This window comes from Caballeronia sordidicola, assembly GCF_001544455.2.
GTDB classification, from domain to species: domain Bacteria; phylum Pseudomonadota; class Gammaproteobacteria; order Burkholderiales; family Burkholderiaceae; genus Caballeronia; species Caballeronia sordidicola.
The window spans coordinates 113,182-129,755 of sequence record NZ_FCOC02000004.1; the positions used below are offsets into that span (position 1 = coordinate 113,182).

A 16,574-nucleotide genomic window follows, 5' to 3' on the forward strand; every position below is an offset into this window, starting at 1 on the left:
ACGTGAGCCTTTTGTCTTACGGCGTCCCGAACGGGCAACACGTGACAGCCACGAGCGTCCCAATATTGGACAGATCGGCGAAACGCAAATGTCGCATAACAAAACAGAATTCGCGGCTCCATGCTCACCCGGGACAAGCTCATATGCCATGCAGCCTTATAGCGCGAGACATGCGCCTCGTTGGCATGCAAATCGCTCTACAAGAGCAGATCGAGACCCAAGCGTCGATGATCCGAAGTGCATAACCAAAACGACTGGAGGCATGGATCGTGAAGACCGTACCCAAACATCCGTCTGTTCCATATTCCCGCGCACTTTTTTGTTCGCGACAGTAATCACCGCCTGCGTTGTTGATTGTTGACTCCGGCCGAAGCGTCAATTGGCCCAGCCCCATAGCGCCGCCGTACGAAATCCGAATCCGGCGGTGAATCGTGAAATGGAAAAGGAGAGCTCGATGTCTGATGGATTAACCCTCAACAAGATCACCTCCCAGCGTGGGATAAGCATTGGCGAGGCGGCACGCCGCGTTGCCGATCTCGGCTGGACGCCCAGTTACGTTCAGGAAGCAATGACCTTCCCGACTGACTACAAGATCAGCAAGGCGCCACGCGACCCGATGAAACAGGTGCTGCGTTCCTATTTTCCAATGCAGGAAGAGAAGGACAACCGCGTCTACGGTGCGCTCGACGCAGCGTTGCGCGGCGACATGTTTCGCAACGTGCAGCCGCGCTGGGTCGAGTGGATGAAGCTGTTCCTTGCAATCATCCCGTTCCCGGAAATTTCCGCGGCGCGTTCAATGGCGATGCTCGGCCGTCTGGCTCCAGGAGAAGAACTGCGTACGGGTTTCACCATGCAGATGGTCGATGAATTCCGGCATTCGACTATTCAGATGAACCTGAAGAAGTGGTACATGGAGAACTACATCGACCCGGCCGGATTCGACATCACGGAGGCGGCGTTCGGCAAGTGCTATGCGACCACGATTGGCCGCCAGTTCGCCGAAGGTTTCCTGACCGGTGACGCAGTAACGGCGGCGAATGTGTTCCTGCAAGTGGTTGCTGAAACGGCGTTCACGAACACCCTGTTCGTCGCCATGCCGTCAGAAGCCGCGCGCAACGGCGACTATGCGTTGCCAACGGTATTCCTGTCCGTGCAGTCCGATGAAAGCCGGCATATAGGCAACGGACATTCGCTGGTGATGTCGATCATCAACGACCCCGACAATCATCTGCTGCTGGAACGCGATCTTCGCTACGCCTTCTGGCAGAACCATGCCATTGTGGACGCGGCCATTGGAACGTTCATCGAGTACGGCACCACGGATCGCGACAAGAACAAGGAATCGTACGTGGAGTTGTGGCACCGGTGGATTTATGAGGATTACTACCGTACCTACATGCTGCCGCTCGAAAAATATGGCATCAAGATTCACCACGACGACGTGGGCGCCGCGTGGGATCGTCTGGTCAAGAAGAATTACGTGCACAAGGTCGCGCAATTCTTCTCCGTGGGCTGGCCGGTCAACTTCTGGCGTATCGAAGCGCAGACCGAAAAGGACTTTGAGTGGTTCGAACACAAGTACCCGGGCTGGTACGCCGAATTCGGCGACTACTGGAAGTGGTACGCGAAGAAGAGCGTCCCTGGCGAGACCAACATGTTGTTCGACCAGGAAAACGGTTACGTGTACCCGCACCGCTGCTGGAGTTGCCTGGTGCCGTGCCTGATCCGCGAAGACTTTGTGGTCGATGAAGTGGACGGGCAGTTGTACACGTATTGCTCGGAGCTGTGCCGCTGGACTCACAAAGTGGCGTTCGCCCCGGAATACGAAGGACGGCCGACGCCCGCCATGGGACGCTTTAGCGGACGTCGCGAATGGGAGGAGGTCTATCACGGATGGGACCTGGCCGATTGCATCAAGGATCTCGGCTTCGTGCGCAGCGACGGCAAGACCCTGGTGCCGCAACCGCATCTTCGCTTCGACGACAGGAACATGTGGACGCTCGACCATGTTCGCGGGCACGTGATCCAGAGCCCAATTGTTCTGCTTCGGGGCATGACGCCTGAGCAGCGCGAGAAGCACATCGCTGAATACAAGGCCGGCTTCAAGATCAACCCGGTTAATTGATGAAGCGATGCCGTCCGGGAGCGAATGAGCGGTGAGCGTACCGCTTCCGGACGGATCAGGGAGGCACGATGAGCGACATGCAATCAAAGAGGGGCGACATGCCGGAAACAGTCGATTATCAGACAGTCCATACCGTGCGATTCGAGCCTGTCGGCGTCGAGATGGAGGTCGCGGAGGGAGAGACTGTGCTGGACGCCGCGTTCCGCCAGGGCATCTCGGTCATGCACGGATGCAAGGAAGGGCAGTGCAGCAGTTGCAAGTCCTTGTTGATCGAGGGCGACGTCGAACTGAAGAAGTATTCAACCTTTGCGCTGCCCGACTACGAGCGCGAGACGAATCACATCTTGCTGTGCCGGACGCTGGCGTTCAGCGACTTGACGGTCGAGCTGCTGAACTACGACGAAGACCTGATGCGCCGCTCCATTGCGGTGAAGGAATTTGGGGCAACCCTAAAGAAAGTAACTGCCTTGACGCACGACATCAGGCTGCTCGAAGTGGAACTGGATCAGCCCCTGAGGTTCTGGGCCGGTCAGTACGTAGACCTGACCATTCCGGGATTGGACATCACCCGGTCGTTCTCCATGGCGAGCGTGCCCGCCGAGCCTGGTGGCCAGACGAGTCTCGCGTTCATCATCAAGAAATATCCGACCGGCGCTTTTTCTTGCCAGCTTGACGAAGGTCTCAAGCCGGGTGACAGGTTGATGGCGAAGGGGCCATACGGCACATGCTTCCGGCGGGAAGATCAATCCGGGCCCATGGTCCTGGTCGGCGGCGGCTCAGGCATGTCTCCCTTGTGGTCGATCCTGAACGATCTCGTCCAGAGCGGTGAACGCAGGCCGGTGCGTTTCTTCTACGGCGCGCGTACCCGTCGCGACCTGTTTTATCTCGACGATTTCGCGGCGCTTGCGGCGAAGCTCCCGGACTTCCGTTTTATCCCTGCGCTGTCACACGCGGAACCCGGCGACGACTGGACCGGCGAGACCGGTTTCATTCACGAAGTGCTTGGGCGGACCTTGCGTGAGGAAGCGCTTGCCGGCGAGATCGACGCATATACATGCGGTCCGACACCCATGATCGACGCGGTGATGCCCGTGCTGCAAATGGCCGGCGTCTCACCCGAGCGGCTGTATTTCGACAAGTTTACCCAGGCCGTTCGATAACTCGCCGCTAGCCGGCTGCAGACCCGAAGTTCCCGTAAATGAAGGACCAAGGAGGATCGACATGAGCACCACGACAGAGCAACCGGCGCCGCTTGCTTCAGGCGCGGCCGGCGCAGCCCAGTTCGCCGGCTGGGACAGCCGCAAGTACAACTACTTCGAGCCGAAGGGCCGCAAGGCGAGCCACTACGAAGACATGACTGTCGACGTCCAGCCGGACCCGAAGCGATACTTGCTGCAGGACTGGATCATCTCGTTCGCCGATGGCACGCCGACTTATTCGGAAACCTGGACCGCCGCGAAATGCACGGACTGGCACAAATTTCGCGCGGTCGACGAAGAATGGGAGCGTACCCACTATCAGCGCCAATCCACCATCATCGGCATGATCAGCAGCGCGATCAGCAATGCACGGCGCTCCGGTGCGGTGAAGCGTTTCGACAAGGCGTGGCTCAAGGTGCTGGAGCAGCATCTGGGCGCATACAAGCATGCGGAATTTGGCCTGGGGACGGCGACCATGCACGCACAACGCTACGGCGTGACGCAGATGATCAACAGCGCCATTCTCACGAATGCATCGTACAAACTGCGCTTCGCGCAAGACCTGACGTTGTACCTGGGCGAAGTCGCACTCGACGCGCCGAATCTGGACCTGGACGCTGGCAAGTCGCATTGGCTCAACGATCCTATCTGGCAGGGAACCCGCCGGGCAGTGGAGGCTATTGGCGGTGCAACCGACTTCCTAGAAAAGTACTTCGCCGTAAATGTGGTCTTCGAGCCGCTGGTGGCCGATCTGTTCCGCAGCGGTTTCGTCATGCAGATGGCGGCGTCCCAGAATGACTTCCTCACGCCCACGGTCGTATCGGCGGCCGAGGGCGATTACGAGCGCAACCTGGCCAACGCGGTCGAGCTGTTCCATATGCTGGCCAACGACCCGAAGCACGGAGACGCCAACCGCAAGCTGTTCGGCGAATGGCTGGAGAAGCATGGCGCGCTGGCATCCGATGCGGCCAAGCACCTGCAACCGATCTGGGCCATTCCGCATGTCAAGGCAGTGCAGTTCACCGACAGCCTGAACAGCGCAGTGGAACGGGCCGAGATGATTGCCAGGGAAATCGGCATACGGTTTCCCCTGTCGATCGAAGCCTGAGAGATTTTTTGCAATACGACCTAACCGGGACGAGGAGTACGCAATGTCAGTGCATACCGACAACATCTTCAAGTCGATGAAGGACGTTCGTTTCGAGCAGACTATTTCCCATCAATGCGGCGTCACCATGAATGACAGTGTCGAGGCGCGCGCCATAGCGGAATTGATGGCGAATAAGCCCGGCATTACGGTGACCTATCTGCCCGCGATGATTCGCATAGACGGTCAGGGAAAGATCGAGTTCAAGATGAGCGAGATCAGCGAATCGCTTGGCCGCGAGATGACGCCGCATCTGTTCGAGATCTCTACCTCGACCCACTACGGGCGGATGGTGATGATAGACGACGACACCGTTGTGCTGTTCGGCAACATGGACGACGCCATGGCCTACGAGTGACAACGAATTCCCGATAGAAACACACCCTCGCGACCGGCTTCGCATGTCACAACGCCGGTCGCTTTTCGCATCAGCATGGAGACAATGTCATGTATCGGACCGCGGAAGGTGAAGAGATCTTCATTATCGATGGACACGTTCATCTTTGGGACGGCAGCAAGGAGAACCTCAAGAACGTGCACGGCCAGCAGTTCATCGACTGCTTTTATGCGTACCATTCGAACCTGAGTCCCAAAGAGTATTTGTGGCCGAAGGAGAAGTTCGACAAGTATGGGGAAGAAGCCATGTACGAAGATCTCTTCGTCAAAGGCTACGACGACATGGCCATCTGCCAGCCGACCTATCTGACGGACTTCTACAAGAACGGCTTCAACACGACCGAAGCCAACTACATGTTGAAGGGTAAATACCCGCACAGGTTCATCGTCAACGGCGCGTTTGATCCGCGAGATGGCGAGGCAGGGCTTGATCGGCTGGACGAGCTCGCCGAGCGCTACAAGATCAAGGGGGTCAAGCTCTATACCGCCGAATGGCGCGGCGACAGCAAGGGATACAAGCTCTCGGACCCCGGCGTGCAACGCTACTTCGAGCGTTGCGAAAAACTGGGCATCAAGAACATTCACGTCCACAAGGGGCCGACCATCCTGCCGCTGAATCGCGACGCGTTCGACGTGGCGGACGTCGACGACGCAGCGACCAGCTTCCAGAATCTGAACTTCATTGTCGAGCACTGCGGCTTGCCGCGCCTGGACGATTTTTGCTGGATTGCGACACAGGAAACCAACGTGTATGGCGGTCTTGCGGTCGTGCTGCCGTTCATTCACACGCGCCCGGAATATTTTGCCCACGTGATCTCCGAGCTGCTTTTCTGGATCGGTGAAGACAAGATCCTGTATGGCAGTGACTATGGCATCTGGTCACCGAAGTGGCTGATCGAGAAATTCATGGCGTTCGAACTGCCTGAATCCATTGCCAAGGAAACGGGGGTCCAGTTGTCGATGACCGCGAAGAAGAAAATCCTTGGACTCAACGCCGCGCGGCTATATGGAATCGATATAGAAGCGCAGAAGAAGTTGCTGGCCGATACCCGTCAGGCAGCTACGGTATGACTACCATGGCAGCCGTTGCTGCGGATGATCGAACTGCGCAAGTGTGGGCGCAGCTTGCGTCGGTGATCGATCCCGAACTCGACGAATCGGTGACGGAACTGGGTTTCGTCACCCGCGTCGAGGTCGGTGCCGACGCCCACGTTCAGATTGACTTCCGCTTGCCGACCTACTGGTGCGCCGCCAATTTCGCGTTTTTGATGGCCGATGACATGCGCGTTGCCGTTGTGGCCTTGCCATGGGTCAGGAAGGTCACCGTGGGACTTGGCGAGCACATGTATGCCGACGAGATCAATCGCGGCGTCGCGGCCGGCCAGTCCTTCCAGGCAACCTTCGGCGGCGAAGCCAGCGGCGAACTGCAGGAGATTCGCCGGACCTTCCTGCTCAAGGCTTTCCAGCGAAGACAGGAAGCGCTGTTGACGTATCTGCTTGGACACGGGCATCAGCCAACCGCTCTGTTGCGGCTTACAGTGACCGATCTTGCTGCCCTATGGTGCGATTCAACGGGTCGTCGACTGATTGAGCGTTATCTGGAGCGACGTCCGGTCGTGGTGTCGGATGCGGGCGGACTGGCTTTTGTCGACATCGAGGGACGGTCGCTCGATGCCGCTCAGATGCACGCCTACTTGCGCGCGTTGCGACGGGTCGGGGTCAACGCCGAATTCAACAGCGCGCTGTGCCGTGGTCTGCTGGCTACCCGATACGGAGGGGGATGCGTGCCTCAAGCGGCTCCGGCAGAGGTCAAGCCAATACATTTCGTCCGTTCCGCCAGTGCAGGCAGATCCGCTTGAAGATAATTCGCTATACGAATCAATCATAATAGGAGACACGCAATCATGCCGAATATCATGTTGCACGACGACGAGGCTCGCATGGCGCTGGGACGGGGCGTCGCCAAGCTTGCCAAGGCGGTTCGGGGAACACTCGGACCGCGCGGGATGAATGCGATCATCGACCGGCCGATCGGTACGCCAATAATCTCCCGTGACGGCGTAAGCATCGCCAATGAAATCGAGCTGGAAGACGTGTTCGAAAACATCGGCGCGCAGGTCGTGAGGGAAGTATCGAAGCAGACCAATGAAGTCGCCGGCGACGGCACCACCACGGCAACCGTGCTGGCGGACGCACTGGTGCAGGATGGCCTTGCGTGTCTCGCGGAAGGGGCCAATCCTGTTGAACTGGTCCAGGGCCTCGAGGCCGCCGTCACCGAGGTGATCGCGGCGCTCAAGCGCACGGCAACGCCGCTGCGCGAGAGCGCGCAAGTGCGGGCTGTTGCCATTGTGGCGGCCAACGACGAAGTCACGGGCACAATGGTCGCCGAAGCGTTGGAACGGGTCGGGCCGGATGGCATTGTCGATGTCGAATATGGCACAACGGTCGAAACGCGTCTCGAAGTGGTCGACGGCATGACCTTTGATCGGGGTTACCTGTCTCATCACATGGTCACCGATCTCGAGAGAATGCAGGTTGTGCTAGATAACCCGCTGATCCTGATGACCGATCAGCGCCTGCAGTCGGTCGACGAGGTCACAGCCATTCGTGCGCTCATTGGCGACAGCAAACGCCCGTTGCTTATCATTGCCGAGGAGGTTGCGCCCGCGTGCGTGGTAAGCCTGCTCACATGGCGGGACAGCGGCGGGGCGCCTGTTGCGGCCATCCATCCGCCGGAATACGGACATTGGCGCAAGGCGATGCTCGAGGACATCGCTATTGTGACGGGCGGCCGTGTGATCGCCCGCGACCTGGGCGGAAAACTCGAAACAACGGAACTGAGAGATTTGGGCAGCGCACGGCAAGTACGCATCTCCGCAAACCAGACCATCGTTTCCGCTGGCGGGGGCGATCCGGTCGCTATTGCCGCGCGCCGTCAGCAAGTGGCGCGTCAGTACGAGATGGCGCCGGAGAATGTCGAACGGGACAAGTTCCAGGTGCGCCTCGCCAAGCTATCCGGCGGCACCGCGATGATCCTCGCCGGTGGCGCTACGCCGGTCGAACAGAAGCGCCGTCTTCATCTGATCGAGGATGCGATCAATGCAGCGCGCGCGGCCATTGCCGAGGGTGTCGTGCCGGGAGGAGGAATGGCGCTGTTGCGGGTGTCCTCTGAACTTGAAGGGGTCGTTTCGCGGACGCAGGGAAGCGTGCAGCAGGGCGCGAGATTGTTACAGCGGGCGCTGATGAAGCCGCTGTTTCACATTGCGTCAAACTGCGGTCTGAATGGTGAGTCGATCGTGGCCGAGGCGGTCAGGTCAAAACCGGGCATGGGTCTCGATGCACGCACTGGCGCCTTCGTGAATCTGGTGGAAGCGGGGATCATTGATCCAGTGAAGGTCAGCTACAGCGCGGTGCGCAATGCGGCATCGGTTGCCGGTTTGATCCTAACGACACAGACGCTGATTGCGAAGAAGCCGGAGACGGTCGATCCCACGGCGGGGCCCGCGCTGGGCGGCGGAGCCGAGGCGTACGGCCGAAAATAGTCGGACGATACCGGGTATTGCATAAAAGTTTTGTACACAACCTGTCATAGTTCGCAATCCGAATCAATCATCGATATATTTCACAAAAACCGGCGGGCGTGTCCCGCCGGCTTCCTGCCTTCGCCTGCTTTCGACCCTTTGGGTCCGTATCGAGCGTGTAGTAAGTGCATGCGCGGCCCACTTTGTACGCCTTGTAATAGCGGGCTATTACATCGGGAACCGTTGAGTCGATTTTGCCAAAATTTCGTTGCCAGAGCGTGAAGGACAGTAGCTGCGCGGCCTCAAAAAGAATAGTCGATCACTGCGGGCAGGCCGTGTTTTCCCGAGCGGACCTGATCAAAACCTAGGCATATACTAGTCCACGGTGTTGCTGCCAGCTTGCCATATTTGATAACGAGATGCGCCAGCCGCAATACCGGAAAAGCGAGTCGCGACCAAGCCTTCCCTAACGGGTCCAGGGTTTCGCGCTGACCAATCGCATCGGAGGAGACTTGTGGCGAGACATCAAAGTGAGAGCGCATCAAGTCCCGGCGATCGCGCGGTGATGCATGGTCTGATGGCCGAGGCGCAGCGCGCCGACGTCCTCCATTCGGACAGCGACACCATGCGCGCATGGGAGCGTTTTCTGGCGGGCGAGACCGCCGTCTCGGTTCCATCGGCTCTTATTGCATCGTGGCAACGCAGTCTGGAATCCGGTGTCAATCCTTCTGCAAACCTTGCGCCGTTCGCGGTGCGAGGTGATGCGGTTGAGGCTTTGCGATGGCGTCATCGGGAATTGCTCGCGGCCTCCGATCGTCTTTTTACCGCGACCGCGGATCTCTTCTCGGACTCGCATTCCATCCTGCTTCTAACCAATCAGGACGGCGTGATCCTCAAGGCAGCAGGGGACTTGCGCACGCTCACGGCCGGCGAAAAAATCCATCTGACAACGGGCGGCGACTGGCGTGAAGCAATGGCCGGCACGAACGGTATCGGTACTGCGCTCGCGACCGGGCAGCCGGCCTACATCCACGGTTCCGAGCACTTCTGCGAAGGCATCAAGTCGTGGAGTTGCGCGGCCGCGCCGATCTGCGAACCCGGCACCGGTGCGATCATAGGGGTACTGGATATTTCCGGACCACCTTCGACTTATCAGATCAATAACCTGACGCTGGCGATCACGGCGGCGCGCCAGGTCGAAATGGTGCTGGCGGAGCAGTCGGCCCGTCAGCACATGCAGTTGCTGGCGTTTTGCCTGCAACGGCTTTCATCGTCCGATGGCGCTGGCATGATCGCCATCGACCGGCGCGGCCGCCTCGTCCATTCGACGAGCAGAGTAGCGCTGCCCGTGGGCATAGGAGAGCGGTTTCCGGGCATGAATGAAAACTCGGCCGTGGAGGATTGGGCGCGTCACCTGCCGCGTGGGTTGCGCGCTGAATGGTTCAATCCGGTCGTGGTGGAAGGCAGCACGATAGGGGCCATGCTCGTTGTTCCATCGGGTCGATCCCGTGCTTCGGGCCACCGCGCCGCCGAGCACGAACGCGCGGGTAGTGTGGGCGATGAAGCGGGGATCGAAGCACGGAATGTCCGCGTAAGCTTGCCGGGAAGCGGGGTTCGAAGCGGTCTCGCAAGCGGGCCAGGAAACGAGCCCGGCAGCGAGGCCGATCCGCAACGCAACTGTTTTGCTCAGATACTCGGACAGAGCGCTGCCATGCTCGCCGCCGTCAATCGAGGGCGCCAACTCGCCCGCAGGCGCGTACCGGTATTGATCGAGGGCGAGACCGGTGTGGGCAAGGAACTGTTCGCGCGTGCCATACACGGAGAAGAACGGAGCGGAGGCGCTTTTGTTGCCTATAACTGCGGGGCGGCGTCGAAGGAACTGATCGGCAGCGAATTATTTGGACACGTCCGCGGTGCCTTTACAGGCGCAACCGCGGAGGGAAGGCCTGGGAGGTTCGAACTGGCGCATGGGGGCACCCTGTGTCTTGATGAGATTGGCGAACTGCCGCTTGAACTTCAGCCTGTGCTGTTGCGCGCGCTCGAGGAAGGGGTGGTATATCGGCTCGGAGACACGCAGCCCCGGCGCGTCGATGTACGCCTGCTGGGAATGACGAATCGTAATTTGCATGACGAAGTAAAATCGGGGCGATTCCGCGATGATCTTTATTACCGGATCAGCGTCACCCGCATACGGATTCCTCCTTTACGCGAGCGGGACATCGACATCGATCTGCTGGTCGATCATTTCAACCGTCGACTTGCCGTTCGTCACTGCGTTCCGGTGAGGCGTCTAAACCCGGAAGTCATGGCCGTGCTGCGCGCTTATTCATGGCCGGGCAACGTCAGGGAGATGCGCAACATCATCGAGAACTTGCTATTGACGTCGCGTGAGGAAGAGGTCGGGATTGACGAATTGCCTGTGGAATTGCTCGCCGAGACTGCGACTATTGGCGCGCCGAAGACGATGGCGATCCAGTCAACCAGTCTGGAGGAAACCGAGCGCGTGGCCATTGCTCGTGCCGTGCATGGCGCTCACGGCAATCTTGCTCAGGCAGCACGTGCGCTGGGCGTCTCGCGCAGCACGCTGTATCGAAAGCTTCAGATCTATCAACTGGAAGGCATTGTCAAACCTGTCGCGGAGTGACGGGCCTTTTTGTGCACACCCCACACCTCCACGCAGCGGTAGCGAAATCGCCGACGAATCCTTGATTGGCGAGTTTTTGCTTCACGCGCGTTGAAACGCAATTCCGTACCAAATCGCACAAGACCGTGCAATCTTCCGCTGAGTCCGATTCCGTATGCTGACGGTGCATCTCGTAGGCACGAACATTAGCTTAATCGCGATGTCGTGAGATCGTTGCTCCTTTTTAACGTCGGCGAGCTAGTCGATCCTTACATGTCGCTTCTTGCCCCGACGCCTTTTGAAAATACCATGTCTATAAAACTGTCATTGAAAGACTGCTCAGGTAGAAGCGCACGCGTCTATCGAAATTGAAAAGAGCGCAAATTCTTAATCGCCACGACCCGTTCACGCTCACTGGAAGCGTTTTGACGCCCCCATTCCGGACCAGGATTGAGCGAATTCAAACGCTCGCGAAAAGCCATGCGTGACTCCGGTCCGAACGCGAATTTCGACATTGGAGTGATCACATGGCAGTTTCGGAAAGGCACGGCGCCATGCGAGTGATCAGCACTGCGGCCATCTCGGCCTTGCTTGAGACAGGGTGCGTGAATTCGCCGTCCGTCAACTTGCTTGGCGCGTATTTTCCGGACTGGCTGTTTTGTATTGTCGCGGGCGTCGTGCTGACAGTGGTCATCCACCAGATTCTCGCACGTCTGCCTGACAGCCGCCGTTTCGGGCCTTCTGCGGTGATCTATCCCACACTCGTCATGCTGTTGGCGCTGGTTACCTGGTTGATCTTCTTTCAGCAATCGGCTTGAGCACGGGAACGCCATGACTGCGCCGACAGCCAACAAGGCATCGAACAAGAAGTACCTGGCCATCGCACTGGTGGCGGTGACCGTGCTCGCACTTCTCTTCGTGCTTCGCGCCGTCGATCATGAGCCGCGTACCGACGACGCGTACGTCTATGCGGACACGATCGATGTTGTGCCGGAAGTCAACGGCCGCATTGCCGAACTGGCCGTTCGCGACAACCAGGCGATCAAGCAAGGCGACCTGCTGTTTCAGATCGACCCGCGTCCTTATAAGGATGCGTTGATGCGCACACAGGCGAGTCTGGTCGCGCTTGACAAGCAGATTGCGCTAAGCCAGCGCGCGGTCAACGCGCAGCAATACAACGCACGGTCCGCTCACGCAGCGGTCGAACGTGCACGAGCTGCGGCGATGCAGGCGACGGACACCTTGCGTCGGACTGAACCGTTGTTGTCGCCTGGATATGTGTCGGCGCAGGACGTCGATCTTGCCCGCACGGCGCAACGCGCCACGCAAGCTGAACTCGCCGCCGCCGAGCTGCAGGCGCAGCAGGCCGCGGCGGCGGTGAGCGGCGTCGATGCACTGGTTGCCCAGCGGGCGATGGTCGAGGCCGAGATCGCGATAGCCGAACTGAATCTGGAATTCGCGACGGTGCGCGCGCCGTTCGACGGCCGCGTAGCATCACTGAAGACATCGACCGGGCAATTCGCTTCCGCGCTTAAACCCGTATTCACGCTGATCGATACACGGCAATGGTATGTGGTCGCCAATTTTCGCGAGACCGAGTTGAAAGGTATCCACGTCGGGACCTCGGCGACGGTCTATCTGCTGAGCGACACCAGTCGGCGTTTTCGCGGCACGGTCGACTCGATCAGCTACGGCGTACTGCCGAATGAAGGCGGCGTAGCGTTACCGGGCGGCCTGCCGCGTATCGAACGCACGCTCAACTGGGTCCATGTCGCGCAGCGCTTTCCGGTCAAAATCCGGGTAGAGCATCCCGATCCGGAGTTGTTCCGCATCGGCACTTCCGCGGTCGCCGTTCTCTATCCCGAAGGCGGTATCAATGCCGGCCGTCGTTGAGGAGCGCACATGAGCCTCGTGGACGTTCTGCCGGAGACGCTGCGCGATGGGATCGCTTTCCTGCGCGCCGAGCTTGCGCCGTTTCCGGGACGCGTCAACGTGATGCTGCGCGCGCTGCTGACCAGTGCGATCGTCATTGTGATGTCGTTGACGCTCGAAGTTCCGGAGCTGCCATTGTCGCTGCTGGTGGTGTTCTACGTCACGCAGTCGAATGTGGTGATCACGCGGCTCGTTGGCCTGATGTTCATCATCGGGTCGACGATTGCGATCGGCAGTTCCATCCTCCTGTTGAAATTTACGTTTGACTATCCGCTGGTCCGTATCGTCGTTGCTAGCGCGCTGTTCTTTGGCAGTGTCTACCTGATGCGCGTGCTGAAGATCGGCATCGTGTTTTTCATTGTTGCGATCGTGATCATCTACGTACAAACCTTCGTTGACCAGACAGACCAGGCCGAGTTGCTGATTCGCGCCGTGCTGTGGGTGTGGGTCGCGGTGAACTACCCGATTGCGTTGACACTCGTGATCAACTCGCTGCTCTTGCCCGCAGAGCCACAACGTCAATTGAAAGCGGAGTTCGAGCGGCAACTGACAGCCGTCGATACACGTCTGACGCAACTGATCGACGGCGGCCCAGTGCCGGCCCCGATCACAACGACTCAGGTCCAGCAAGGCGCACTTACGCTGCAAAAGCTGCTCAAATTCGCCACGATGCGCGACTCCCGCTACCGCGATACGCAGGCCTGGCACCTCGCGTCGATTGCCACGGTTACGCGTCTACATCTGGGCGCGAGCCAGCTGGTTGCCGGTGAACAGCGGTCAAGTCTGTACGCGCTGCGGGAGAACTGCCGCGCGCTCGCCACCGCGCTTGCCAACGATGCACCCTATAGCATCGAGCGTGCGCCCACGCCGGACATCGCGGACGCCGTGGGCAGGGCAGATACGGTGATCGAGATGCAGCGCGCGCTCAGCGCGTTGAGCGATTTCGGCGCGCGTGGCGAGCCGGCCGCCAGTCCGCCGGTGAAAGAGCCAATGATCGTGCTGGACGCATGGACCAACCCCGCGTACGCACGCTTTTCGCTGAAGACACTGCTCGCAGTGCTCATTTCGTATGTCTTCTATAACGCATCCGATTGGCAAGGTATCCATACGATCATGCTGACCTGCCTTATCGTCGCGCTGCCGAGCCTTGGCGCATCGACGCAGCGCGCGCTGCTGCGCGTGGCCGGTGCGCTCGGCGGGAGCACGCTTGCACTGCTGGTCGTCGTATTCGTGATTCCCCGGCTCGATAGTATTGCTGGCTTATTGCTGATGGCGTTGCCGATCGCCGCGCTCGCTGCGTGGATCGCGGCCGGATCGGAGCGCATCGGCTACGCCGGGGTGCAGTTGCTATTCACGTTCTCGCTCGCGGTGCTTGGCCAGTTCGGGCCCACCACCAACCTCACCGAAATTCGCGACCGCATGGTCGGAATCCTGCTCGGCGTTGGCATAGCGACTTTCATCCAGATGTCGTTCTGGCGAGAAGCCGAGGGCGACGTGCTGCGTTTGAAGCTCGCGTCCATGCTCCGCCCCGTCGCCGCGCTGTTGCGCGTGGCCCCGGGACACGTGGGGGCGAGCGGACAACTATCCTATGCGCAGCAGCAGTTGCAGACCTGGGCCGTCCTGGGTGACTGCGAGGCGATGCTGGCGCGGGTCGCGCTCGAACCGAACTGGCAGGAGGGCGAGCAGGCTCACTTGACGATGCGTGCCCAAGTAGTCCTCGCACAGGGACGGGAAATCATGCTGGCCGGCGATGCGCTTCACAAGGCGCTCGATGCTTATGATGCCCGCGCAACCGGGGAGACCGTCGACACGGTACGCGCGATCCAGGAGCGGGCGGCCGCGCGTATCGACCGCTATGCAAGTGAACTTTCATCCAGCCCGCCCACGGCCCGCCAGCCGCGTCGTATCGAGATCGTTGCGAGGGCGGACGGGTTGCCCGACGCGCCGCTTTGGGCGAGCTTGCGCCGACTGGCGGGTGAGGTGGCCGGATTGCCGGACTGGGAGCTTGCCGCGCCGCATCCCGGTGTCTTGCGCGAGTTTTCCGAACATGACTGAACCGGACCGTCTGCGTTGGCGTTCGTTTCGGCACAACGTCGCGCTTTTCGCCGGGCTTGCATGCGCATTGACAGGGTGCGCGTTGATTCATCACGATACCGCGCCCTATACGCCCATTGCGCCAGAAAAAATTCGCCTCGCCGACGATATTCATCTTGCGCGCGATGGCTGGCCGTCGGCGAATTGGTGGACGGGTTACGGCGACGCGCAGCTCGACATACTGATCGATCGGGCGCTCGCCGATGCGCCAACGATGGTGATCGCGCGCATGCGCGTGGTGCGGGCGAAATCGGACGTCGAGCTCGTCAAGGCAGGTTCCAACCTGCAGGTTGTCGCGCTGGGCTTGATCGACCGCGAGCGGGTGTCGTCGAATGGCTTTCTTGGGCCGTTCGCACTGAACGATCCGGCGCTGGGCTTCTCCGGCCCGTGGTACACCGAGGGAATCGTGGGGCTTGGCGCGAGTCTGGACATCGATATATGGGGGAAACAGCGCGCGCAGGTTGCGGCCTCGCTCGGCGTGCAGAACGCGCGGCTCGCGGAGGCATCTGCGGTTGAGCTTGAGATTTCGACCGATGTTGCACAGATTTACTTCGGAATCCAGACCACATACCAGTTGATTGATTTGCTGGAGCAGTTGCGGCAGATAGCGGCATTCGCGACTGATGCGCACGAGGCACGCGTGGCGCGGGGCCTGGAGTCGCGCACCTTTGTTGAAGACGCGCGAGCACACCAGCTAGCCGTGCAGCGGCAAATCATCAACGCGGGGGCGCAGATCCAGCAGTTCCGCGAATCGCTGCGCGCGCTGCTTGGCGCCAGCGCGGACAACTTGCCCACGATCGAGCCTGTACCGCTGCCTGAATCGCGCGCCACGTTGCCCTCGACGCTGTCGTACGAATTGCTCGCTCGCCGGCCCGATCTGCAGGCGATGCGCTCGTATGTGCAGGCGTCGTTCGACAGGATCGATGCTGCGAAGGCCGCGTTTTATCCGAGCTTCGACATCAAGGCGTTCTTCGGCGTCGACGCGCTGCATCTCGCCGATCTGTTCACACATGCCAGCCAGCAGTTCAATCTCATACCGGGCGTGTACCTGCCTATTTTCGACGGCGGCCGCCTGAACGCGAACCTGGGTGGCGCACGCACAGAGAGCAACCTGCTGATCGAACAATACGATCAGGCGGTACTCGACGCGGTGCGTGATGTCGCGAAAACCGGCAGCCGCCTGCAGGACTTGAATACCGAAGCGCAACTGCAGACGCAGAAGGTGCAGGCGGTCTCGTTTGCGCATGAAAGCGCCGAAGCGCTCTATCGGCGTGGACTCGCTGACAGGCTGGCCGCGATGGACGCGCGAAAGCCGGTGATTGCCGAGCAGCTTGCGCTTCTTGAGATCGACGGACAGCGCCTCAGCCAGGAGATCGCGCTGGTGAAGGCACTTGGCGGCGGATATCGGGCTGATCCACCGGTCGAGCTGAATCCGCGCTGATCGCGCTGCTGGAATGTGCGATACCCGCAACTCGTGACACAATCAAGCGGTAGGATTAAATAGGCGGGACGCGTTGTTACCAGCGTCGCACCGCAT

Annotated in this window: 12 protein-coding genes; all 12 read left to right on the top strand. The window is 59.9% G+C overall.

Annotation, left to right across the window (positions count from 1 at the left end):
• Positions 1-454 precede the first annotated feature (454 nt).
• The 12 genes from AWB64_RS09765 to AWB64_RS09820 all read left to right on the top strand — a co-directional run bounded on the left by AWB64_RS09765 (position 455) and on the right by AWB64_RS09820 (position 16,478).
• Positions 455-2,125, top strand: coding sequence for an aromatic/alkene/methane monooxygenase hydroxylase/oxygenase subunit alpha (locus AWB64_RS09765; RefSeq protein ID WP_060818515.1), 1,671 nt, complete (start codon positions 455-457; stop codon positions 2,123-2,125).
• Positions 2,126-2,193: 68 nt separating this feature from the next.
• A complete protein-coding gene (locus AWB64_RS09770; RefSeq protein ID WP_208603260.1) occupies positions 2,194-3,285 on the top strand; it encodes an NADH:ubiquinone reductase (Na(+)-transporting) subunit F in 1,092 nt (363 codons plus the stop codon).
• 61 nt (positions 3,286-3,346) lie between these two features.
• On the top strand, positions 3,347-4,432 hold the full coding sequence (locus AWB64_RS09775) for a ferritin family protein (protein ID WP_060818516.1): 1,086 nt from the start codon (positions 3,347-3,349) through the stop codon (positions 4,430-4,432).
• A 43-nt stretch (positions 4,433-4,475) separates the two neighbouring features.
• The gene (locus AWB64_RS09780; RefSeq protein ID WP_060818517.1) at positions 4,476-4,829 is read left to right on the top strand and encodes an MmoB/DmpM family protein; all 354 of its coding nucleotides are present in this window, start codon (positions 4,476-4,478) and stop codon (positions 4,827-4,829) included.
• Between the two features lie 89 nt (positions 4,830-4,918).
• On the top strand, positions 4,919-5,938 hold the full coding sequence (locus tag AWB64_RS09785; RefSeq protein ID WP_060818518.1) for an amidohydrolase family protein: 1,020 nt from the start codon (positions 4,919-4,921) through the stop codon (positions 5,936-5,938).
• Positions 5,935-6,726: a metal-sulfur cluster assembly factor gene (locus AWB64_RS09790; RefSeq protein ID WP_060818519.1), complete on the top strand. Its 792-nt coding sequence runs from the start codon at positions 5,935-5,937 to the stop codon at positions 6,724-6,726. Before AWB64_RS09785 ends, AWB64_RS09790 begins: the two co-directional genes overlap by 4 nt.
• A gap of 45 nt (positions 6,727-6,771) precedes the next feature.
• Complete coding sequence (locus tag AWB64_RS09795) at positions 6,772-8,409, top strand: molecular chaperone GroEL (RefSeq protein ID WP_060818520.1); 1,638 nt, start codon at positions 6,772-6,774, stop codon at positions 8,407-8,409.
• A 544-nt stretch (positions 8,410-8,953) separates the two neighbouring features.
• Entirely contained in the window at positions 8,954-11,032 is a 2,079-nt protein-coding gene (locus tag AWB64_RS09800; RefSeq protein ID WP_063493182.1) for a sigma-54-dependent Fis family transcriptional regulator, read from the top strand.
• 506 nt (positions 11,033-11,538) lie between these two features.
• The gene (locus AWB64_RS09805) at positions 11,539-11,829 is read left to right on the top strand and encodes a YtcA family lipoprotein (protein ID WP_208603261.1); all 291 of its coding nucleotides are present in this window, start codon (positions 11,539-11,541) and stop codon (positions 11,827-11,829) included.
• Between the two features lie 13 nt (positions 11,830-11,842).
• Positions 11,843-12,904 (top strand): multidrug transporter subunit MdtN, encoded by a 1,062-nt coding sequence (gene mdtN / locus AWB64_RS09810; protein ID WP_060818522.1) that lies wholly within the window; start codon positions 11,843-11,845, stop codon positions 12,902-12,904.
• Positions 12,905-12,913: 9 nt separating this feature from the next.
• Complete coding sequence (locus AWB64_RS09815) at positions 12,914-14,998, top strand: FUSC family protein (protein ID WP_060818523.1); 2,085 nt, start codon at positions 12,914-12,916, stop codon at positions 14,996-14,998.
• A complete protein-coding gene (locus AWB64_RS09820; RefSeq protein WP_082850422.1) occupies positions 14,991-16,478 on the top strand; it encodes an MdtP family multidrug efflux transporter outer membrane subunit in 1,488 nt (495 codons plus the stop codon). The genes AWB64_RS09815 and AWB64_RS09820 overlap by 8 nt, the downstream gene beginning before the upstream one ends.
• Positions 16,479-16,574: the final 96 nt, after the last annotated feature.

What these genes read in the sequence shown, in the direction of transcription:
- AWB64_RS09820 (WP_082850422.1), top strand. Translation starts at nt 14,991, where the DNA reads ATGACTGAACCGGACCGTCTGCGTTGGCGTTCGTTTCGGCACAACGTC.
- AWB64_RS09770 (WP_208603260.1), top strand. Translation starts at nt 2,194, where the DNA reads ATGAGCGACATGCAATCAAAGAGGGGCGACATGCCGGAAACAGTCGAT.
- AWB64_RS09780 (WP_060818517.1), top strand. Translation starts at nt 4,476, where the DNA reads ATGTCAGTGCATACCGACAACATCTTCAAGTCGATGAAGGACGTTCGT.
- AWB64_RS09800 (WP_063493182.1), top strand. Translation starts at nt 8,954, where the DNA reads ATGCATGGTCTGATGGCCGAGGCGCAGCGCGCCGACGTCCTCCATTCG.
- AWB64_RS09805 (WP_208603261.1), top strand. Translation starts at nt 11,539, where the DNA reads ATGGCAGTTTCGGAAAGGCACGGCGCCATGCGAGTGATCAGCACTGCG.
- AWB64_RS09775 (WP_060818516.1), top strand. Translation starts at nt 3,347, where the DNA reads ATGAGCACCACGACAGAGCAACCGGCGCCGCTTGCTTCAGGCGCGGCC.
- mdtN (WP_060818522.1), top strand. Translation starts at nt 11,843, where the DNA reads ATGACTGCGCCGACAGCCAACAAGGCATCGAACAAGAAGTACCTGGCC.
- AWB64_RS09785 (WP_060818518.1), top strand. Translation starts at nt 4,919, where the DNA reads ATGTATCGGACCGCGGAAGGTGAAGAGATCTTCATTATCGATGGACAC.
- AWB64_RS09765 (WP_060818515.1), top strand. Translation starts at nt 455, where the DNA reads ATGTCTGATGGATTAACCCTCAACAAGATCACCTCCCAGCGTGGGATA.
- AWB64_RS09815 (WP_060818523.1), top strand. Translation starts at nt 12,914, where the DNA reads ATGAGCCTCGTGGACGTTCTGCCGGAGACGCTGCGCGATGGGATCGCT.
- AWB64_RS09790 (WP_060818519.1), top strand. Translation starts at nt 5,935, where the DNA reads ATGACTACCATGGCAGCCGTTGCTGCGGATGATCGAACTGCGCAAGTG.
- AWB64_RS09795 (WP_060818520.1), top strand. Translation starts at nt 6,772, where the DNA reads ATGCCGAATATCATGTTGCACGACGACGAGGCTCGCATGGCGCTGGGA.